This window comes from Pseudonocardia sp. MH-G8 (assembly GCF_002262885.1).
GTDB lineage: Bacteria > Actinomycetota > Actinomycetes > Mycobacteriales > Pseudonocardiaceae > Pseudonocardia.
On sequence record NZ_NKYF01000019.1, the window covers coordinates 83,806 to 104,434 of the forward strand.

Annotated in this window: 15 protein-coding genes; 7 read left to right on the forward strand and 8 right to left on the reverse strand. The window is 72.3% G+C overall.

Features of this window, described 5'->3' with window-relative positions; all coding sequences use genetic code 11:
• Positions 1-5: 5 nt before the first annotated feature.
• Positions 6-2,093, reverse strand: coding sequence for a transketolase (gene tkt / locus CFP66_RS31715; RefSeq protein ID WP_094928901.1), 2,088 nt, complete (start codon positions 2,091-2,093; stop codon positions 6-8).
• A 277-nt stretch (positions 2,094-2,370) separates the two neighbouring features.
• Between tkt and CFP66_RS31720 the strand changes: the two genes are divergently transcribed.
• Positions 2,371-3,327: a heme o synthase gene (locus CFP66_RS31720; RefSeq protein ID WP_255413906.1), complete on the forward strand. Its 957-nt coding sequence runs from the start codon at positions 2,371-2,373 to the stop codon at positions 3,325-3,327.
• Positions 3,328-3,336: 9 nt separating this feature from the next.
• Here the strand turns inward: CFP66_RS31720 and fdhA are convergent, their stop codons facing one another.
• The 4 genes from fdhA to CFP66_RS31740 all read right to left on the reverse strand — a co-directional run bounded on the left by fdhA (position 3,337) and on the right by CFP66_RS31740 (position 9,785).
• Positions 3,337-4,554, reverse strand: a complete 1,218-nt coding sequence (gene fdhA / locus CFP66_RS31725) for a formaldehyde dehydrogenase, glutathione-independent (RefSeq protein WP_094928903.1) — start codon at positions 4,552-4,554, stop codon at positions 3,337-3,339.
• 1,064 nt (positions 4,555-5,618) lie between these two features.
• Positions 5,619-7,721 carry a prolyl oligopeptidase family serine peptidase gene (locus CFP66_RS31730; RefSeq protein ID WP_233159883.1) on the reverse strand — a complete coding sequence of 701 codons (2,103 nt, stop codon included), beginning with the start codon at positions 7,719-7,721 and terminating at the stop codon, positions 5,619-5,621.
• Between the two features lie 90 nt (positions 7,722-7,811).
• Positions 7,812-8,783 carry a quinone oxidoreductase gene (locus CFP66_RS31735; protein ID WP_094928904.1) on the reverse strand — a complete coding sequence of 324 codons (972 nt, stop codon included), beginning with the start codon at positions 8,781-8,783 and terminating at the stop codon, positions 7,812-7,814.
• 21 nt (positions 8,784-8,804) lie between these two features.
• Positions 8,805-9,785 (reverse strand): heme A synthase, encoded by a 981-nt coding sequence (locus CFP66_RS31740; protein WP_094928905.1) that lies wholly within the window; start codon positions 9,783-9,785, stop codon positions 8,805-8,807.
• Positions 9,786-9,910: 125 nt separating this feature from the next.
• Between CFP66_RS31740 and ctaD the strand changes: the two genes are divergently transcribed.
• The gene (gene ctaD, locus CFP66_RS31745) at positions 9,911-11,662 is read left to right on the forward strand and encodes a cytochrome c oxidase subunit I (RefSeq protein ID WP_094928906.1); all 1,752 of its coding nucleotides are present in this window, start codon (positions 9,911-9,913) and stop codon (positions 11,660-11,662) included.
• Between the two features lie 10 nt (positions 11,663-11,672).
• Here the strand turns inward: ctaD and CFP66_RS31750 are convergent, their stop codons facing one another.
• Genes CFP66_RS31750 through mptB form a run of 3 tightly spaced genes read right to left on the reverse strand, consistent with a single transcriptional unit; the run spans position 11,673 to position 15,042 of the window.
• Positions 11,673-12,470: an ABC transporter permease gene (locus CFP66_RS31750; RefSeq protein WP_094928907.1), complete on the reverse strand. Its 798-nt coding sequence runs from the start codon at positions 12,468-12,470 to the stop codon at positions 11,673-11,675.
• Positions 12,467-13,396 (reverse strand): ABC transporter ATP-binding protein, encoded by a 930-nt coding sequence (locus tag CFP66_RS31755; protein WP_094928908.1) that lies wholly within the window; start codon positions 13,394-13,396, stop codon positions 12,467-12,469. The genes CFP66_RS31750 and CFP66_RS31755 overlap by 4 nt, the downstream gene beginning before the upstream one ends.
• 44 nt (positions 13,397-13,440) lie before the next feature.
• The gene (gene mptB / locus CFP66_RS31760) at positions 13,441-15,042 is read right to left on the reverse strand and encodes a polyprenol phosphomannose-dependent alpha 1,6 mannosyltransferase MptB (RefSeq protein WP_233159884.1); all 1,602 of its coding nucleotides are present in this window, start codon (positions 15,040-15,042) and stop codon (positions 13,441-13,443) included.
• 16 nt (positions 15,043-15,058) lie between these two features.
• Here mptB and CFP66_RS31765 point away from each other — a divergent pair, with 16 nt between their 5' ends.
• From CFP66_RS31765 to CFP66_RS31785, 5 genes are read left to right on the forward strand one after another with little or no spacing between them, the layout of a single operon-like run.
• On the forward strand, positions 15,059-15,883 hold the full coding sequence (locus CFP66_RS31765; protein ID WP_094928909.1) for a metalloregulator ArsR/SmtB family transcription factor: 825 nt from the start codon (positions 15,059-15,061) through the stop codon (positions 15,881-15,883).
• Positions 15,880-17,307, forward strand: a complete 1,428-nt coding sequence (gene sufB / locus CFP66_RS31770; RefSeq protein WP_094928910.1) for a Fe-S cluster assembly protein SufB — start codon at positions 15,880-15,882, stop codon at positions 17,305-17,307. The genes CFP66_RS31765 and sufB overlap by 4 nt, the downstream gene beginning before the upstream one ends.
• A complete protein-coding gene (sufD, locus tag CFP66_RS31775; RefSeq protein WP_094928911.1) occupies positions 17,304-18,503 on the forward strand; it encodes a Fe-S cluster assembly protein SufD in 1,200 nt (399 codons plus the stop codon). The genes sufB and sufD overlap by 4 nt, the downstream gene beginning before the upstream one ends.
• A gap of 26 nt (positions 18,504-18,529) precedes the next feature.
• Entirely contained in the window at positions 18,530-19,300 is a 771-nt protein-coding gene (gene sufC, locus CFP66_RS31780; protein ID WP_094928912.1) for a Fe-S cluster assembly ATPase SufC, read from the forward strand.
• Positions 19,300-20,625: a cysteine desulfurase gene (locus CFP66_RS31785; RefSeq protein WP_094928913.1), complete on the forward strand. Its 1,326-nt coding sequence runs from the start codon at positions 19,300-19,302 to the stop codon at positions 20,623-20,625. The genes sufC and CFP66_RS31785 overlap by 1 nt, the downstream gene beginning before the upstream one ends.
• Positions 20,626-20,629 lie beyond the last annotated feature (4 nt).

Below are 20,629 nucleotides of genomic sequence, written 5' to 3' on the forward strand. Positions count from 1 at the left end.
TCCTCCTAGGAAAGGGTCGCGAGGCTGCGGCGGGCGGCGTCGACCACGTGCTCGTGGGTGAAGCCGAACTCGCGGAACAGCGTCTGGCAGTCGGCGCTGGCGCCGAAGTGCTCGATCGAGACGTTCTCGCCCGCGTCACCGGTGAACCGGTGCCACGGCTGCGCGACGCCGGCCTCCACGCTCACCCGCGCCCGCACGGCGGCGGGCAGTACGGACTCGCGGTAGGTCGCGTCCTGCGCGTCGAACCACTCCACGCACGGCATCGACACCACCCTCGTGGCAACGCCGTCTGCCTCGAGGACCTTCCGCGCCTCGACGGCGATCTGCAGCTCGGAGCCCGTGGCGATGAGGATCACCTCGGGCTCGCCGGACGGGGTGTCGGCGAGCACGTAGCCACCGCGCGCCACGCCCTCGGCCGAGGTGCCCTCCAGCACGGGCAGGTTCTGCCGGGTGAGCGCGAGGCCCTTCGGGCCCTCGGGGCGCTCGAGAGTGGCGCGCCAGGCGTAGGCGGTCTCGTTGGCGTCGCCGGGGCGGACCACGGCGAGGCCGGGGATCGCGCGCAGCGCCGCCAGGTGCTCGATCGGCTGGTGGGTGGGGCCGTCCTCGCCGAGCCCGATCGAGTCGTGGGTCCAGACGTACACGACGCTGGAGCGCATCAGCGCCGCGAGCCGCACCGCGGGGCGCATGTAGTCGCTGAACACGAGGAACGTGCCGCCGTAGGGACGGGTGGGGCCGTGCAGCGCGATGCCGTTGAGGATCGCGCCCATCGCGTGCTCGCGGACGCCGAAGTGCAGCGTGCGCCCGTACGGGTGGGCGTTCCACATCTTGGTGGCGGTGGAGGTGGGGCCGAACGAATCGGCGCCCTCCATCGTGGTGTTGTTGCTCTCCGCGAGGTCGGCCGAGCCGCCCCACAGCTCCGGCAGCAGGTCGGCGAGGGACTTGAGCACCTCGCCGGACGCCTTGCGGGTGGCCACGCCCTTGGGGTCGACGTCCCAGCTCGGCAGGGCCTTCTCCCAGCCCACCGGCAGGTCGCGGCCCAGCACGCGGTCGAGGAGCTCCTTGCGCTCCGGCTCGCGGGCGGCCCAGTCGTCGTAGGTGGCGGTCCACGCCTGGTGCGCCTCGCGGCCGCGGTCGACGACCTTGCGGGCGTGCGCGAGCACCTCGCCGTCGACCTCGAAGCTCTGCTCCGGGTCGAAGCCCAGGATCGTCTTGACCTCGGCCACCTCGTCGGCGCCCAGAGCGGAGCCGTGGGCCTTGCCGGTGTTCATCTTGTTCGGCGCGGGGAAGCCGATCACCGTGCGCAGCAGGACGAACGACGGGCGGGTGGTCTCGGCGCGCGCGTTCTCCAGCGCCTCGAGGATGCCGGTGACGTTCTCGCCGCCGTCGACGACCTGCACGTGCCAGCCGTAGGACTCGTACCGCTTCGCGGTGTCTTCGGACAGCGCGATGTCGGTGTCGTCCTCGATGGAGATCTTGTTGTCGTCGTAGATCACCGTGAGGTTGCCCAGCTGCTGGTGCCCCGCCAGCGAGGAGGCCTCGGAGGTGATGCCCTCCTCGATGTCGCCGTCGGAGGCGATCACGTAGATCTGGTGGTCGAACGGGCTCTGCCCGGGAGCGGCGTCCGGGTCGAACAGGCCCCGCTCGCGGCGGGCGCCGATGGCCATGCCGACGGCCGAGGCGAGACCCTGGCCCAGGGGGCCCGTCGTGATCTCGACGCCGGGGGTGTGCCGGTGCTCCGGGTGGCCGGGGGTCTTGGAGCCCCAGGTGCGCAGCCCCTGGAGGTCCTCGAGCTCGAGGCCGTACCCGGAGAGGTAGAGCTGGATGTAGAGCGTGAGGCTGGAGTGGCCCGCGGACAGCACGAACCGGTCGCGCCCGATCCAGTCGGCGTCGGCGGGGTCGTGGCGCATGATGCGCTGGAACAGCGTGTACGCCAGGGGTGCGAGGCTCATGGCCGTGCCCGGGTGGCCGTTGCCCACCTTCTGCACGGCGTCGGCGGCGAGGACCCGCACAGTGTCGACGGCGCGCCGATCGAGGTCGGTCCAGTCGTCGGGGAGGCTCGCTCGGGTCAGGGTGTCGATGTCGGTGTCGGCCACAGCACTTCCCTCGGGTTCGGGTGGGGGCGCGGGCGGTGCGCCTCGACGCGCCCTGCCCTGCGCGGACGAACGCTTCCGCAGGTTCCGCTCGCGGTCCAGCCTAGTCACTCGTGGCGGCCACGGTGATCGCCCGTGCGACGACCGTCGACCGGTCGCGCACGGGGGCTACCCGGCAGTGGGGAGCACCATGCCCCGGGCTATCATCGACAAGCCGTAGAAGTCGGCCCCTGGATCAAGGGGCCCGAGCTTCCCCACCACGCGGATCGAGGTTGTGCCGGTGAGTCTGCCCGTGTCTCAGCAGCCGCCTGCGCAAGGCGCCCGGGCAGGGTGGCGGGCGCGGCGGCAGCGGGCTGCCCACACGGTGCGCGCCTACCTGGGCCTGACCAAGACCCGCATCATCGAGCAGCTGCTCGTGGTCACGGTGCCGGCGATGTTCCTGGCCGAGCGCGGCGTCCCGTCGGTGTGGTTGATCATCGCCACGCTGGTCGGTGGCGCCATGGCAGCCGCGAGCGCCCACGCGCTGAACTGCGTGGTCGACGCCGACATCGACGCCGTCATGAAGCGCACCGCGCGCCGGCCGCTGGCCAAGGGGCAGGTGCCCACGCGCCACGCGCTCGTCTTCGGCCTGGTGCTCGGGGCGTTGAGCTCGGTGTGGCTGGGGCTCACCACCAACTGGCTGGCCGCAGGCCTGTCCGTCGCGGCCATCGCCTTCTACGTCCTCGTCTACACGCTCCTGCTCAAGCGACGCACCTCGCAGAACATCGTGTGGGGTGGCGCCGCCGGCTGCATGCCGGTGGTGATCGGCTGGGCCGCGGTCACCGGCACCGTGGAGTGGCCGGCGCTCGTGATGTTCGCCGTGATCTTCTTCTGGACGCCGCCGCACTTCTGGGCGCTGGCCATGCGCTACCGCGAGGACTACGCCAACGCCGGGGTTCCGATGCTGCCGGTGGTGGCGAAGCCGGCCCAGGTGACGATCCGGATCGTCGCCTACTCGTGGGTGATGGTGGCCGCCACGCTCCTGCTCGTGGCGGCCACGTCGTGGATCTACGCCACCGTCGCCGTGCTCGGCGGCACCTGGTTCGTCTACCAGGCCCACCGCCTGCACCAGGACACCACCGCAGGCCGCGAGGTCAGCACGATGAAGCTGTTCCACCTCTCGAACGGTTACCTCTGCGTCCTGTTCGCCGCCATCGCCGTCGACGCCGCGATCGGGCTGCCCGTCCTCGTTTCGTGACCCCCGCGCTCAGGCGGCCGGGACCATCCCGTGCGGGTCGAGCACGTACTTGCGCGCCGCGCCCTGGTCGAACTCCTGGTAGCCGCGCGGCGCGTCGTCCAGGGAGATGACGGTGGCGTTGACCGCCTCCGCGATGCGCGCCTTGTCGTACAGGATGCTCATCATCAGGTTGCGGTTGTAGCGCAGCACCGGGCACTGGCCGGTGGCGAGCGAGTGGCTCTTCGCCCAGCCCAGCCCCAGGCGCACCTTGAGGGTGCCCTCCTGCGCATCGGGGTCGGCGGCGCCGGGATCGCCGGTGACGTACAGCCCGGGGATGCCGAGCCGGCCACCTGCGCGCGTCACGGCCATCACCGAGTTCAGCACGGCCGCGGGTGCCTCCCCGCCCGCAGCGCCGTGCCCGGTGGCCTCGAACCCCACTGCGTCCACGGCGCAGTCCACCTCGTTCGTGCCCAGGATCTGCGCGATCTGGTCCTCCAGCGTGGCGTCCTGGGAGATGTCGACGGTCTCGCACCCGAACGAGCGGGCCTGGGAGAGGCGGTCGGCGTTGAGATCGCCGACGATCACCACGGCGGCCCCGAGCAGTTGGGCGGCGTGGGCGGCGGCGAGCCCCACGGGACCGGCGCCCGCGACGTAGACGGTGGAGCCGGTCGTGACGCCCGCCGTGTAGGCACCGTGGTAGCCGGTGGGGAAGATGTCCGAGAGCATCGTCAGGTCGAGGATCTTCTCCAGGGCCTGGTCCCGGTCGGGGAACTTCAGCAGGTTGAAGTCGGCGAACGGCACCATGACGTACTCGGCCTGGCCGCCCTCCCAGCCGCCCATGTCCACGTAGCCGTACGCGGAGCCCGCGCGCGCCGGGTTGACGTTGAGGCAGACACCGGTCTGGCCCTCCCGGCAGTTGCGGCACCGCCCGCAGGCGATGTTGAACGGCACCGAGCAGATGTCGCCGACGTCGACGAACTGGACGTCGCTGCCCTTCTCCACCACCTCGCCGGTGATCTCGTGGCCGAGGGTCTGCCCCGGCGGGGCGGTGGTGCGCCCGCGCACCATGTGCTGGTCGGACCCGCAGATGTTGGTGGACACGCACCGCAGGATGACCGCGTGGTCGGCCTTGCGCGTCATACCCATCGCCTCGGCGACCTCGGCGGGCACCTCGAGCGTCGGCATGTCGTGGTCCTCCACCGCGACCACGCCCGGCTCCTTGTAGACGACGATCCTGTTGCCACCCATAGTGATGCACCTCACTTCATCGGTCGGCCCAAGGCCTACCCGCCGCGAGGCGCCTTTACAAGTGGAGGGCGCGAGCATGTGGTCACGACCGTCCGTCGAGCGGCCACCCGACACACCCCCCTCTCCTCCGATGAGGCTCCTCGACGGGGTTGCGTGAGCCCCCCTCGCCTCATGCCCCGCCATCGCTGCTCCCCGGGCCCTGCCTCGTAGGCCGGGTTGCGGTGGGCGCGCCGTTCTCGGCTCGAGGCTTCCTGTCCCACCCCGCAGCTGGGCCTCACTCGCAGTGGGTCCGGCGCCGGGCTCGTCCTCCGCGCCGAGGGTGGCCGGGTTGGGCGCTACCCACGAATATCGTGGTCGTTCGGGCGACCGCTCCCGGCTTGGCCCAGGCCCGTTCTGGACGAGCCCGTCTCCGCCGGGTGCGACTCAACCGGCTGTGGTGCCGTCCCCGAACCCCTCCGACAACGGCCTTGATCAGTGAAGCAGGGCCATGAGCTGCACCCCTGCCACTGTTCGTCCCGATCCTGCCGATCATGAGAGGTGGGCACGCCGCAGACCTGACTGATGATCATCGATAGGGAGTGTGGAACGGGACCACCGCAAGGTGCGCACGCACGCGACAGGGACGGTCTCGTCCCGAACGGGCCTGGGCCAAGCCGGGAACGGCCGCCCACCCAACTCCGGTACTCAGCAGTTCTGCCAACCCGGCCACCCCGGCCGACGGGCGGGGTCAGGGAACCCGGCCGACTGCGCAGAAGACCGGGGCCGGGGGTGAGGCAGTGGTCGTGAGCCGGGACGGCGCGCCCACAGGCGATTTCACGACCACATAGAGGTGATGGGGGTTGGATCTTTCCTGAACCCCGATCACGTCTATCTGGTCATGAAACGGGCGCGTTCCGCGGAACGCGAGGCGGCCATGATCAGCGGGAGAGCGGCAGATCGAGCCGAATCGGACGGTCGGATGCCGGAGGGTGATCGCTGCCAGACGCACCTGATCGTCGCCACGACAGCACCCACGCACCGCTCGGACCGATCATCGCGGGCCGTCTCCCGGCCCGCAGTGGCGATCACGACGGTGAGTCGACGTGGGCGACTTGCAGCGCGCGCCTGCACGTGACCACAGCCCGGGTCGACGCATCAACGCAGCAGGTCGGGCGTCTCCCAGCCCTTGCCCAGGACGTGGTGGTCGAGGAAGGCGGTGACCGTTCGTACCAGACGGCGGCGTTCTGCGGCGTGAGCACCCAGTGGTTCTCGTCCGGGAACAGCAGGAAGCGGTGGGGGAGGTCGTCGGGGTCGCCCTCGTGCCGCGACACCAGGTCCCACCACAGGCGCAGTGCCTCACCCACCGGCACGCGGTAGTCCTTGTCGCCGTGGATGACCAGCATCGGCGTGGTGATCGCGTCGGCGAAGCGGTGCGGGCTGTAGCGGTGCGCCATGTCCGCGGTCATCTCGCGCAGCCAGTAGTGCGGCGCGTCGGTGGTCGGCCCGAACTGGTCCAGCGTCCAGAGGCTCGCGTGCGAGACGATCGCGCGGAACCGGTCGGTGTGCCCGGCGATCCAGTTGGCCATGTAGCCGCCGAAGGACCCGCCGATGGCCGCCGTGCGCCCCGCGTCGAGGTCCGGACGGGTGAGTGCGGCGTCGGTGACCGCCATCAGGTCGGTGAACGGCGCGCCGCCCCATTCGCCCCAGCCACGGGTCACGAAGTCCAGGCCGTAGCCGGTGGACAGGGCGGGGTCGGGCAGCAGCACGGCATACCCGCGGGCGGCCAGCACCCACGGGTTCCAGCGCCAGTGCCAGGAGTTCCAGCTGTTCAGCGGACCGCCGTGCACGGCCAGCAGCAACGGTGCCGGTGCCGCTGCCGACGCCCCGCCGGGCAGCACGAGCCAGGCCCGCAGCGCGCTGCCGTCCTCGGCGGTGGCGTGCACCTCGGTGAGTGAGCCCGGCAGGACGGGCGGGGCCGCCGGGCCCCGCAGCGCCACCGGTTGCTGGTCCGCCCGGGCCGGGTCGAGCCGGACCGGGGCGGGCGGGGAGTCGACGCTGCTGCGCAGGGCGTAGACCGCACCGCCGTCCGGCGCGACGACCAGATCGGAGTACGCGCCGTCGTCGGCCGTGAGGCGGGTGACCGAGCCGTCCGCGAGCGCGATGCGGAACACCGGGGCGCGCCCGCCGTCGTCGGCGACGACGAGGAGCGCGCTGCCGTCGGGCATCCACCGGGGGGCGGCAGCCCAGCGGTCCCAGCCCGGTGCGACGTCGCGGGGGGTTCCACCGGCGAGCGGGAGGACGACCAGTCGCGTGTCCGGCGGGCTGGCGGGGGTGGACAGCGACTCGCGCCAACACACCACCTGCGTACCGTCCGGGCTCACCACCGGACCCCCGAACTCGTGCCCGGGGTCGTCGGCCAGGACGCGGCGCTCCCCGCCGGCGACGTCGATCGCCACGAGGACGCTGCGCGTAGCCCCGCGCGGCTGCGCCAGCCGCCAACCGGCCACGACGGTGCGGCCGTCCGGGCTGATGTCGTGCTCGGACTCCACGAGCGCGTCGCCGGGGGAAGGGGTGAGGTCGCGCCACTGCGCCGCCGAGCCGTCGTCCGGGAGGTCGGCCGCCACCAGCCGCGGCTGGGCCGGGCCGAGGTCCGCGTCCCAGAACCGCACCGGGTGCCCGGCGTGCAGGATGCCGCTGACCTTCCGGTCGCGCCGGGCCTTGCGCCGCTCCGCATCCTCGCCGGCCGAGCGGGCGCCGGGCAGGGTCATCGAGGTGGCGACCACCGTGGCGACGTCCGCGGCCACGGAGGGCGCGGCGAGCCCGCCGGGGCGCGTGCCGGCGACGTGCGCCTCCCCGGCGGCGGGCAGCCGCCACAGCGCGGCGGGGTCGTCCGGCTGCGGCTCGGCGCGTCCGGGATCGGTGCGGGCCGAGGTGAACAGCAGGTCCCCGCCGGGGGTGAACACCGGTGACGTCTCGCCGGTGGCACCGCGGGTGAGCCGCCGCGCCGGCCGCGTCCCGGACGGGTCGATCTCCCACAGCGCGGTGCGCAGTCGCGTCCGCTCGGGGTCCGGGACGGCCGCCGTGGTGACGAGGCGGGTGCCGTCGGGGGAGAGGGCCAGCCCGGCCAGACGCGGGAGTGCGAGGAAGTCCTGCAGGTCGCGGAAGGGGGAGCCCGGGGTGTCGGTCACCGGGCTTGTCTAGCACGGCCTCCGGGCGGTCGTGAGCGGATACGAGTGCTCCAGCACTCGTATCCACTCACGGGGGCCGAGCGGCTGGGCTCAGGGGATCAGCAGGAGCTTCCCGGTCGTGCGCCGCGCCTGCAGGTCCTCGTGGGCCCGGCGAGCCTCGGCGAGCGGGTACCGGTTCCCGATCCGCACGTCGAGTGCGCCCTCACCGACGACGTCGTAGACGGCCGCGGCGCGCGCGGCGAGCGCGTCCGGGGTGGCGACGTAGTCGAACAGCTTCGGGCGGGTGAGGTACACCGACCCGGCCGCGTTGAGCCGCTGCGGATCCAGCGGCGGCACCGGGCCGCTGCTCGCCCCGCAGAGCACGAGCAGCCCGCGCGTGCGCAACGAGGCCAGGCTCGCGTCGAACGTCGTGGCCCCGACGCTGTCGTAGACCACGTGCACGCCCGCGCCGCCGGTGTGCGCGCGCACGGCCTCGGCGAGGTCGTCGACCTCGGTGTAGCGCACGACCTCGGCGGCGCCGGCAGCCCGGGCCAGGCGCTCCTTCTCCGGTGTCGAGACCGTGCCGATCACGCGGGCGCCGCGGGCGGTGGCGAGCTGGGTGAGCATGAGCCCGAGCCCGCCCGCGGCCGCGTGCACGAGCACGTCCTCGCCCGGCCCGACCGGGTGGGTGTCGGTGATGAAGGCGTGGGCGGTCATCCCCTGCAGCAGGGCGGCCGCCGCCACGTCGTCGGGCAGGGCGTCGGGCACCGGCACGGCCTTCGTGGCCGACACCGCCACGAGCTCCGCGTAGCTGCCGAGCTGCTCCGCCCACGCCACCCGGTCACCGACGGCGAACCCGCTCACGTCCGGGCCGACCGCGCGCACCCGCCCGGCGCCCTCGAGGCCGGGCACGTAGGGCAGCTGCATCGGGTAGATGCCCTCGCGCTGGTAGGTGTCGATGTAGTTGACGCCGGCCGCGGCGACCTCCACGAGGAGCGTGCCGGGCCCGGCATGGGGGTCGGGCAGTTCCATCGGGTTCAGGACGTCGGGACCGCCGGTCGAGCTGATCTGGATCGCGCGCATCGCCCGATCATCCCTGCCCGGTCACGACCCCTTGTCGGCAAGTGCCGATTCCTGGGCCGCGCCCGGAGCCGGTTGCGCGGCCGGGGCGAGCGCGGGTCGCTCGCTGAGTGCCGCCCACAGCGCGGCGGCCGCCACCGTCACGAGGGCGGCGCCGAGCACGTGCAGCGACACGAGGATCTCGGGGACACCGAGTGCGTACTGGACGGCGCCGAGCAGCCCCTGCGCGGCCACGACCGCCACGAGGACGCCGTAGCGGCGCAGTACCCGCGCCGGCGCGGCCACGGCGCGCAGCGCGAAGCCGAGCCCGACGAGCAGGCCGAGGTAGCCGACCAGCAGTTCGGCGTGCACCTGCGCGACGGTCTCCACGCTCACGTCCAGCCGGGGAGTGGCGGCGTCACCGGCGTGCGGGCCCGCAGCGGTGACGAACGACCCCGCGACGAGCACGGCGGCGAGTACGGCCGTGCACGTGGCGACGAGGCCGCGCACGGCGCCGCCCACCAGCCGCCGGGCCGGACCGTCCCCGTCGGAGGCGGCGGCCACGAGTTGCACGGCGAGCCAGACCAGGACCATCGACACGAGCAGGTGCACGCTGACGCTCCACCACACCAGCCCCAGCTGCACCACCGCGCCGCCGATCGCCGCCTGGGCGACCACGCCGAGCGGCTGCACGAGGGCGAGGCGGGTGAGCCGGGTGCGGCGCGGGCGGGTGGCCAGCGCGGCGAGCAGGCAGGCGCCCGCGACGAGCACGACGGCGAACGTCAGCAGCCGGTTGCCGAACTCGATCCACTGCGTGAGGGGCTCGACCTCGGGATGCGGCGTGGGCACGAGGCTGCCGGGGAAGCACTCCGGCCACTCCGGGCAGCCCAGCCCCGATCCGGTGACGCGCACGACCGAGCCGGTGACCGCGATCCCGGCCTGCGCCACGACCGCGGCGATCGCCAGCGCCCGCACCAGCGACGGCGGGGCGGCGGGTAGGCGGTCGAGGAACGCGGGCCGGGTCACCGACACATCGTAGAAGCTGAATGAACACGACCCCGGCGGGGCACCCGTCGATCGGGGGGCTGACAGACCGGTCACCGGCTCCTACCGTCATCGCAGGAGCCCCGGGCCCTGCCGAGGGAGGCACCATGACCGCCGTCGAACCGAAGCCGGTCGCGCCGCAGTACCCGGCGCGGCGCGCAGCCAAGGGCTCCACGTTCCTGAAGATGCTGCACACGACGGACCCCAAGGACATCGCGATCCTGTACATGGTCACGTCGTTCGGCTTCTTCCTCGCCGGTGGCGCGATGGCGCTGCTCATGCGCGGCGAGCTGGCGGTGCCGGGGCAGCAGTTCCTGTCCAACGAGCAGTACAACCAGCTGTTCACCATGCACGGCACGATCATGCTGCTGCTCTACGCCACGCCGATCCTGTTCGCCTTCGCCAACTACATCGTGCCGCTGCAGATCGGCGCCCCCGACGTCGCGTTCCCCCGGCTCAACGCCTTCTCGTACTGGCTGTTCCTGTTCGGCGGGCTCACGGTCCTGTCCGGTTTCCTGACCCCGGGCGGTGCGGCCGACTTCGGCTGGTTCGCCTACGCGCCCCTGCACAGCAGTTCCTTCTCGCCCGGCCCGGGCGGCGACCTGTGGGCCGTCGGGCTGATCGTGTCCGGTCTGGGCACGATCCTCGGTGCCGTCAACTTCACGACCACCATCGTCTGCATGCGCGCGCCCGGCATGACGATGTTCCGGATGCCGATCTTCACCTGGAACATCCTCGCGACGGCGATCCTGATCCTCATCGCGTTCCCGGTGCTCACCGCCGGGCTGTTCGGCATGCTGGCCGACCGGCACCTGGGCACCCACGTGTTCGACCCGGCCAACGGTGGCGCGGTGCTGTGGCAGCACCTGTTCTGGTTCTTCGGCCACCCCGAGGTCTACATCGTGGCGCTGCCGTTCTTCGGCATCATCACCGAGATCATCCCGGTGTTCAGCCGCAAGCCGCTGTTCGGCTACACCGGCATGGTCTTCGCCACGATCGCGATCACGATGCTGTCGGTGGCCGTGTGGGCGCACCACATGTACGCCACGGGCGCGGTCCTGCTGGCGTTCTTCTCGCTCACCACGTTCGCGATCGCAGTGCCGACCGGGATCAAGTTCGTGAACTGGATCGGCACGATGTGGAAGGGCAAGCTGACCTTCGAGACGCCGATGCTGTTCAGCGTCGGGTTCCTGGTCACGTTCCTGTTCGGCGGGCTCACCGGGGTGCTGCTGGCGTCGCCGCCGGTGGACTTCCAGGTCTCGGACACCTACTTCGTGGTGGCCCACTTCCACTACGTGCTGTTCGGCACGATCGTGTTCGCCACCTACGCGGGCATCTACTTCTGGTTCCCCAAGATGACCGGCCGGCTGCTGGACGAGACGTGGGGCAAGGCCCACTTCTGGCTCACGTTCGTCGGCTTCCACCTGACGTTCCTGGTGCAGCACTGGCTGGGCAACGAGGGCATGCCCCGCCGCTACGTGGACTACCTGCCCGTCGACGGGTTCACGACGTTGAACGCGATCTCCTCGATCGGGGCGTTCGTGCTGGGCGCGTCGGTGCTGCCGTTCATCTGGAACGTGTTCCGCAGCTACCGCTACGGGCGCGTGGTCACCGTCGACGACCCGTGGGGCTTCGGCAACTCGCTGGAGTGGGCCACCTCGTGCCCGCCGCCGAGGCACAACTTCACCGAGCTGCCCCGCATCCGCTCGGAGCGTCCGGCGTTCGAGCTGCACTACCCGCACCTGGTGGAGCGTTACCGGGACGAGGCCCACATCGGGCGCAGGGCTGCGCCGTCGGAGGAGATGGCGCACGCCACGAGCCGTGAGCAGAAGCCCGACGACGACCCGAAGTCCCGCTGAGGGGTGGCGCTCAGCGCAGCCGGACCGTGCGGACGGCGACCGCGGTGGCCACCAGGGTCCACGCGATCAGCACCAGCAGGGACGCGCCGCTCGGCGCGCCGCCGTCGGTGAGCGTGGTGCGCAGGCCCTCCGCGAGCGCGCCGGAGGGCAGCAGCGCGGCGATCGCGGCCATCGGGGCGGGCAGCTGCGCGAGCGGGACCACGATCCCCCCGGCCAGCAGCAGCACGAACCAGACCAGGTTGGCCACGGCAAGGGTGACCTCGGCGCGCAGGGAACCGCCGAGCAGGATCCCCAGCGCGCCGAACGCGGCGCAGCCCAGCAGCACCAGCAGCAGGCCCCAGCCGAGGCCGGACGCGGCCGGCCGCCAGCCCAGCGCCACGGCGATCGCGCCGAGCACCACGACCTGCACCGCGACGACGCCGAGCACGGCGGTGAGCCGTCCGGCCACGAGCAGCCAGCGGGGGAGCGCGGTGGCTGCGAGCCGGCGCAGCACCCCGTAGCGGCGGTCGAAGCCCAGCGAGATCGCCTGCCCGGTGAACGCCGTGGACATCACGGCCAGCGCCAGCACCCCGGGTGCGACGGCGGCGACCCGCGGCTCGGGCAACGGCACCACGGCGAGCAGGGTGAGGCCCACCAGCAGGACCACCGGGATCAGCATCGTCAGCAGCACCTGCTCGCCGTGTCGCAGCGCGAGGCGCAGCTCCGTGCCCGACTGGGCGGCGAGCATCCGCAGCGGCGAGCCCGGCCCGGGGCGCGGGGTGAAGGTGCCCTCGGGGAACGTTTCCCCCGTCGTGGGCCGTGCGGTCATGACCGCAGCTCCCGTCCGGTGAGCTCCAGGAAGACGTCCTCCAGGCTGCGCCGGGCGACGTGCACGTCATCGGCGAGCGCGCCGTGCGCCGCGCACCACGTGGTGATCGTGGAGAGCACGGCGGGGTCGATGCGGCCCTGCACGACGTAGCGGCCCGCCGCCGGTTCGGCGGCGCCGTAGCCGGTCGGCAGCGCGGCGGCGAGCTCGGCGACGTCCATGCCCGCGCGGGCGCGGAAGCGCAGCTCCTGCTGCCCGGATGCCGCGGTGAGCTGCGCGGGCGAGCCCTGCGCCACCACCCGGCCGTGGTCGACGATCACGACGTCGTCGGCCAGCGCCTCCGCCTCCTCCATCAGGTGGGTGGTGAGCAGTACGGACACACCGTCGCGGCGCAGGGCGCGGATGAGGTCCCAGACGAGCCTGCGGCCCTGCGGGTCCATGCCGGCGGTCGGCTCGTCGAGGAACACCAGCTCCGGGCGGCCGACGATGGCGCAGGCGAGCGCGACGCGCTGCTGCTGGCCGCCGGAGAGGCGCTTGTAGGGGGTGCGCGCGCAGCCGTCGAGGCCCAGGACCGAGCCGAGCCACCCGACGTCGAGCGGGTGGGCCGAGCACGCCGCAACCAGGCGCAGCATCTCCGCGGCGTGCACGCCCGGGTAGGCGCCGCCGCCCTGGGGCATGACGCCGATGCGGGCGCGCAACGCGTCCGGGGCGCCCGCCGGGTCGACGCCGAGGACGCGCACCTCGCCGCCGTCGGCGCGCAGGAAGCCCTCGCACACCTCGACGGTGGTGGTCTTGCCGGCGCCGTTGGGTCCGAGCAGGGCGAGGACGGTGCCGGTCCGGAGCTCGAGGTCGAGACCGTCGACCGCGGTGGTGCGGCCGTAGCGCTTCACCAGCCCCCGGACCACGACGGCGGGCGGCACGGTGTTCACGGCCGACGAGCTTAGGCTCGTGACGGGGCTCTCCGGCTGGAGGGTCAACGCGGCGCCGGGTCCGGTCCGGGCGCCACCACGGGGGACCGGCCGGGCAGGGCGTCGATGTCCACCCCGCTCTGGCCGGCCATGTGCCGGCGCAGCACCAGCAGCATGACGATCAGGATGCCCAGGCCTGCGATGATCGCCATCGGCAGTTGGAAGGCACGGAAGTTGAAGTCGGCGCCGGTGGGCGGCACGAGGAGCGCGAGCACGGCCGAGGCGGCGAGCGCGAGGCGCCGGTAGCGCGGCAGCCCGCGGGTGGCGGCGAGCGGGATGGCGGCCCACAGCAGGTACCAGGGGTGCACGATCGGGCCCAGCAGCACGACGGCGCCGAGGCCTGCGCCCATGCCGGTGATGGCGTCGAGCCGGCCGCGCAGCACGGCGAACAGCAGCAGGACGACCAGCACGCCCGACACCGCGAGCCCGATCCCGCGCGCGACCACGAGCGTGGTGTCGGTGTGGTCGCCCATCCCGGCGATGATGCCCACCTGCCCCGACAGCAGGCCGAAGTCGGTGGACACCGACATCCAGCTGCGGATGAGGCTGGGCACGCCGAGGGTCTGCAACCAGCCGATGCCCACACCCGTGCCCACCGACAGCGGTATGTAGCAGAGCAGGGTGAGCAGCAGGAACACGGAGGCGACGGCCACGACGTGACCGGCCTTCGCGCCGCGGCGGCGCGCCCACTCCATGCCGAGGAACCCGAGCGCGAGCAGGGCGGGCAGCTTGACCGCCGACGCCGCCACGATGAGCAGGGCGCCACCGAGCAGCCGGGGGTCGAGCAGCCGGGAGCCCGCGCGCAGGCCGATCTCCATCCCGGCGAGCATCAGCCCGATCATGATGGCCTCGTTGTGGATGCCGCTCACGAGGTGGAACAGGACGAGCGGGTTGGCCGCGCCGAGCCACATCGCGAGGCCGGTGTCGAGGCCGCATCGGCGCGCCAGCTTCGGCAGCGCCCACACGATGAGCCCGACGCCCGCCAGCGCGAGCAGGCGGTGCTCGAAGAGCCCGAGCACGACGTCGTTGCCGGACAGGGCCGTGATCACCCGGCCCATCACCAGGAACAGCGGCCCGTACGGAGCCGGGGTGTCGCGCCAGATGGTGGGGATGCTGCGGGTGAGCGGGTCGTCGACGCCCAGCGCCTCGGCGGGCCCGAGGACGTAGGGGTCCAGGCCACGGGCGAGCGTGGCGCTCTGGGCGAGGTAGCTGTAGACGTCGCGGGAGAACAGCGGAGGCGCGACCGCGAGCGGCACCGCCCACATCACCGCGGTGCGGGCCAGCTGGCTGCGGCTGGGCGCGGGCGCCACGGCGCCGCGGGCGCGCAGCATCTTGCCGATCCACAGCCACGCGAGCACCAGGAGGCAGATGCCCGTGTAGCTGACGGCGATGGCGATGGTGGTGTTGCGGCTGGGCAGGCCGAGCAGTCGCAGGCCGAACACCGGGTTGGGAACGGGCAGCGCGCCCGCGCCGAGGCCGCTGACCGCCATCAGGAGCGTGCCGGTGAGGCCCACGCGGCGTGCGATGCGGCTCGGATCGCGGGGAGCGGCGCCCGCAGGCCCGGGTTCCGCGTCCGCCGCGGCGGCATCGATCTCCCGGGCGACCATGACGGGCAGCGTAACCATGCCCCCTGACGTGACCGTCCTCACCTGTGGGTGGGCCGACTTTGCCCTCGCCGGGGATATAGGCAACACTGGTGTTGTGAAAAGCGCCGGGCCTGTCGCTCCGGTCGACGTCCGTCCTTCCGAGGCGCCGTCGACCGGTGAAGGCGGCACGCGCGAGGCCGTGGCCCGTCTGCTGATGGAGCAGGGGCCGATCACGGCCGCAGCGGTGGCCGCCGAGCTGGAGCTGTCCGCCCCGGCGGTACGTCGCCATCTCGACGCGCTGCTGGCCGACGGGGAGGCCGAGGCGCGCAGCGCGCCGCGCCGCGGCCCGCGCGGACGCGGCCGTCCGGCCCGGCAGTACCTGCTCACCGACTCCGGGCGCGCCCGGTTCGGTCACGGCTACGACGAGCTCGCGGTCGCGGCGCTGCACTACCTGGCCGAGCACGGCGGGGAGGCGGCGGTCCGCGGGTTCGCGCGCAGCCGGGTCGAGACCCTGCTCGGTGCAGGCGCCCAGCAGGTCACTGCGGCGTCCGGGCCGCACGAGCGGACGGAGGCGCTGGCCGCGCTGCTCACCGCGCGCGGCTACGCGGCACAGGCCCGCGAGTCGCACACGGGTGTGCAGCTGTGCCAGCACCACTGCCCCGTGGCCCACGTCGCGACCGAGTTCCCGGAGCTGTGCGAGGCTGAGACCGAGGCGTTCGCCGCCCTGCTCGGCACCCACGTGCAGCGGTTGGCCACCATCGCGCGCGGTGATTCCGCGTGCACCACACACGTTCCGCTGGACGCTCCCGAGATCCGGCGGCTCGACACCACCACGATCCCAACTGGGAGGCAGTCCGAATGACGACCGCTCCTGAGGCCCTCACCCAGGAGGAGACGCTCGCGACGCTCGGCCGCTACGACTTCGGCTGGGCCGATCCGGACGCCGCCGGTGCCACTGCACGTCGCGGCCTGTCCGCCGACGTCGTCGCCGACATCTCCGCCCTGAAGAACGAGCCGAAGTGGATGCTCGAGTTCCGGCTCAAGGCGCTGGACCTGTTCGAGCGCAAGCCGATGCCGCGCTGGGGCGCCGACCTGTCGGGCATCGACTTCGACAACATCAAGTACTTCGTGCGCTCCACGGAGAAGCAGGCGGCCAGCTGGGACGATCTGCCGGCCGACATCAAGAACACCTACGACAAGCTGGGCATCCCGGAGGCCGAGAAGGCCCGCCTCGTGTCCGGTGTCGCCGCACAGTACGAGTCCGAGGTCGTCTACCACCAGATCCGTGAGGATCTGGAGGAGCAGGGCGTGATCTTCCTCGACACCGACACGGCGCTCAGGGAGCACCCCGAGCTGTTCAAGGAGTACTTCGGCTCGGTCATCCCCAGCGGTGACAACAAGTTCTCCGCGCTGAACTCCGCGGTGTGGTCGGGCGGCTCGTTCATCTACGTGCCCAAGGGTGTGAAGGTCGACATCCCGCTGCAGGCCTACTTCCGGATCAACACCGAGAACATGGGCCAGTTCGAGCGCACCCTGATCATCGTCGACGAGGGTGCCTACGTGCACTACGTCGAGGGCTGCACCGCGCCGATCTACAAGTCCGACTCGCTGCACTCGGCCGTGGTCGAGATCATCGTGAAGAAGGGCGGCCGCTGCCGCTACACGACCATCCAGAACTGGTCGAACAACGTCTACAACCTGGTGACCAAGCGGGCCAAGGCCGAAGAGGGCGCCACCATGGAGTGGGTCGACGGCAACCTGGGCTCCAAGGTCACGATGAAGTACCCGGCCGTCTGGCTGATGGGGGAGCACGCCAAGGGCGAGGTCCTGTCCGTCGCGTTCGCAGGCGAGGGCCAGCACCAGGACGCCGGGGCGAAGATGGTGCACCTCGCGCCGCACACGTCCTCGACGATCATCTCCAAGTCGGTGGCGCGCGGCGGTGGCCGCACGTCCTACCGCGGACTGGTGCAGGTCAACCCGAGGGCGCACCACTCGCGCTCCACCGTCAAGTGCGACGCGCTGCTGGTCGACACGATCAGCCGCAGCGACACCTACCCCTACGTGGACGTCCGCAACGACGAGGTGTCGATGGGCCACGAGGCCACGGTCTCGAAGGTCAGCGGCGACCAGCTGTTCTACCTGATGAGCCGCGGGCTCACCGAGGACGAGGCCATGGCCATGGTCGTGCGCGGGTTCGTCGAGCCCATCGCGCGCGAGCTGCCCATGGAGTACGCGCTGGAACTCAACCGGCTCATCGAGCTGCAGATGGAGGGCTCCGTCGGATGACGACCGAAGTTGCCGGCCTCGCGCCGGAGCTTGCCGGTGCCAAGGAAGGCCAGGGCTCGAAGCCACTCGCGTCGGCGAAGGAGCGATTCACCGCTTACGACGTCGACGCCTTCGAGGTGCCGGGCGGCCGTGAGGAGAACTGGCGTTTCACACCGCTGCGCCGCCTGCGCGGGCTGCACGACGGTTCCGCGGCGCTGGACGGCAAGGTGGCGTTCAGCGTCGAGGGTGTGGACGGTGCCGATCCCGTCGGCGTCACGGTCGAGACCGTCGGCCGCGACGACCCCCGCATCGGCGAGGGCGGCGTCCCGGCCGACCGGGTCGCCGCAACGGCGTGGTCGGCGTTCCGCGAGGGCACGCTCGTCACGCTCGACGGCACCCCGGGCCCGGTCACGGTCACCGTCACCGGGCCCGGCGAGGGCTCCACGGCCGTGAGCCACCTGCAGCTGCGCACCACGCCGCACACCGAGGCCACCGTGGTGCTCACCTACCGCGGCTCGGGCGCGCTGGCCGACAACGTGGAGGTCGTGCTCGCCGACGCCTCGCGGCTCACCCTCGTCGTCACCGGCGAATGGGCCGACGACGCCGTGCACGTCGGGGCGCAGCACCTGTCGATCGGCCGCGACGCCGTCCTGCGCGCCACATCGGTGGCGCTGGGCGGCGACCTGGTGCGGATCAGCCCCACGGTGAAGTACCGCGGCCCCGGCGGCGACGCCGAGCTCGCCGGGCTCGGGTTCGCCGACGCCGGGCAGCACCTGGAGCAGCGGCTGCTGGTCGACCACGCCGTGCCGAACTGCACCTCCAACGTGATCTACAAGAACGCGCTGCAGAGCGTGAAGGGCTCCAGCGCCCACACGGTCTGGATCGGCGACGTGCTCATCCGCGCGGCCGCCGAGAACACGCAGACGTTCGAGCTCAACCGCAACCTGGTGCTCACCGAGCACGCACGCGCCGACTCGGTGCCGAACCTGGAGATCGAGACCGGTGAGATCGCCGGCGCTGGCCACGCCAGCGCCACCGGCCGGTTCGATGACGAGCAGCTGTTCTACCTGCAGAGCCGCGGCATCCCCGAGGCCGTGGCGCGGCGGCTCGTCGTCCGCGGCTTCTTCGGCGAGATCCTGAGCCGGATCACCCTGCCCGAGCTGCGCGAGCGGCTCGAGGCGGCGATCGAGACCGAGCTCGCCGTCACCGGCGTCTGAACCCACCACACGGAGTCGAAACACACATGTCCACCTTGGAGATCAAGGACCTGCACGTCTCGGTCGCGACCGAGGACGGCGCCAAGGAGATCCTCAAGGGCGTCGACCTGACGGTCCGCGCCGGCGAGACCCACGCGATCATGGGGCCGAACGGCTCCGGCAAGTCCACGCTGGCCTACGCCGTCGCGGGCCACCCGAAGTACGAGATCACGTCCGGCAGCGTCGTGCTCGACGGTCAGGACGTCCTCGCGATGACCGTCGACGAGCGCGCCCGCGCCGGCCTGTTCCTCGCGATGCAGTACCCGGTCGAGGTGCCCGGCGTCTCGATGTCGAACTTCCTGCGCTCGGCGGCCACCGCCACCCGTGGGGAGGCGCCGAAGCTGCGCACCTGGGTCAAGGAGGTCAAGGCCGCGATGAGCGACCTCGACATCGTCCCGGAGTTCGCCGAGCGCTCGGTCAACGAGGGCTTCTCCGGCGGCGAGAAGAAGCGCCACGAGGTGCTGCAGCTCGCGCTGCTCAAGCCGAAGTTCGCCATCCTCGACGAGACCGACTCCGGCCTCGACGTCGACGCGCTGCGCGTGGTGTCCGAGGGCGTCAACCGCTACCGGGCCGGCGGTGAGACCGGGGTGCTGCTGATCACGCACTACACCCGGATCCTGCAGCACATCACCCCGGACGTCGTGCACGTGTTCGCTGCCGGTCGCGTGGTCGAGTCCGGCGGCCCGGAGCTGGCGGACGAGCTCGAGAAGAACGGCTACGTGCGGTTCACGGGTGGGAAGGCCGAGGCGGCGGTCTGATGACTGTCGTGTCGGCCGAGGGCACACGGGCCCTGGACGTCGCGACGATCAGGGCCGACTTCCCGATCCTGTCGCGCACGGTGCGAGAGGATCGGCCCCTGGTCTACCTGGACTCCGGCGCCACCTCGCAGCGGCCGCGCCAGGTGCTGGACGCAGAACGGGCGTTCCTCGAGCAGCACAACGCGGCGGTGCACCGCGGTGCCCACCAGCTCGCCGAGGAGGCCACCGACGCCTACGAGTCGGCCCGCGCGCGGATCGCCGCGTTCGTCGGCGCCGACCCCGGCGAGGTGGTCTTCACGAAGAACGCCACCGAGGGGATCAACCTCGTCGCCTACGCGATGGGGAACTCGTCGGTGCGCACCGGGCTCGGCCCCGAGACCGAGCGGTTCGCGCTCGGGCCCGGCGACGAGATCGTGATCACCGAGCTGGAGCACCACGCGAACCTGGTGCCGTGGCAGGAGCTGTGCCGGCGCACCGGCGCCACCCTGCGCTGGTACTCGGTCGACGAGGACGGGCGGCTCGACCTCGACTCGGTGCAGCTGTCCGAGCGCACCAAGCTCGTGGCCTTCGCCCACCAGTCCAACGTGCTGGGCACGATCCTGCCGGTGGCCGAGCTCGTGCGGCGCGCCCACGCGGTGGGCGCGCTCACCCTGCTGGACGCGTGCCAGTCGGTGCCGCACATGCCCGTGAACCTGGGGCAGCTGGGCGTCGACTTCGCCGCGTTCTCGGGCCACAAGATGCTCGGCCCGTCCGGCGTCGGGGTCCTGTACGGGCGCGCGGAGCTGCTGTCGGCGATGCCGCCGTTCCTCACCGGTGGGTCGATGATCGAGCTGGTGCGGATGGAGGGGTCCACCTACGCCCCGCCGCCGCAGCGGTTCGAGGCGGGCGTGCCGATGACGTCGCAGGCCGTGGGGCTGGGCGCGGCGGTGGACTACCTGTCGGGCATCGGCATGGACCGCGTGCACGCCCACGAGATGGCGCTCACCCGGGCGGCGCTCGAGGGCCTCGCCGAGGTGCCAGGGGTCCGGATCATCGGGCCCCGAACGCTGGACGAGCGTGGCGGCTCGGTCGCGTTCGTCGTCGACGGGGTGCACGCCCACGACGCCGGGCAGGTGCTGGACGACCGCGGAGTGGCCGTGCGGGTCGGGCACCACTGCGCGTGGCCGTTGCACCGCCGCTTCGGCGTGGCGGCCACCGTGCGGGCGTCGTTCGCGGTGTACAACACCCCGGACGAGGTCGACGCGCTGATCGACGGCGTGCGCGCGGCCCGCGACTTCTTCGGTGTCGATGCTCGCTCCGGCGAGCCTTCGCGAGGGGCGAGCTGAGCCG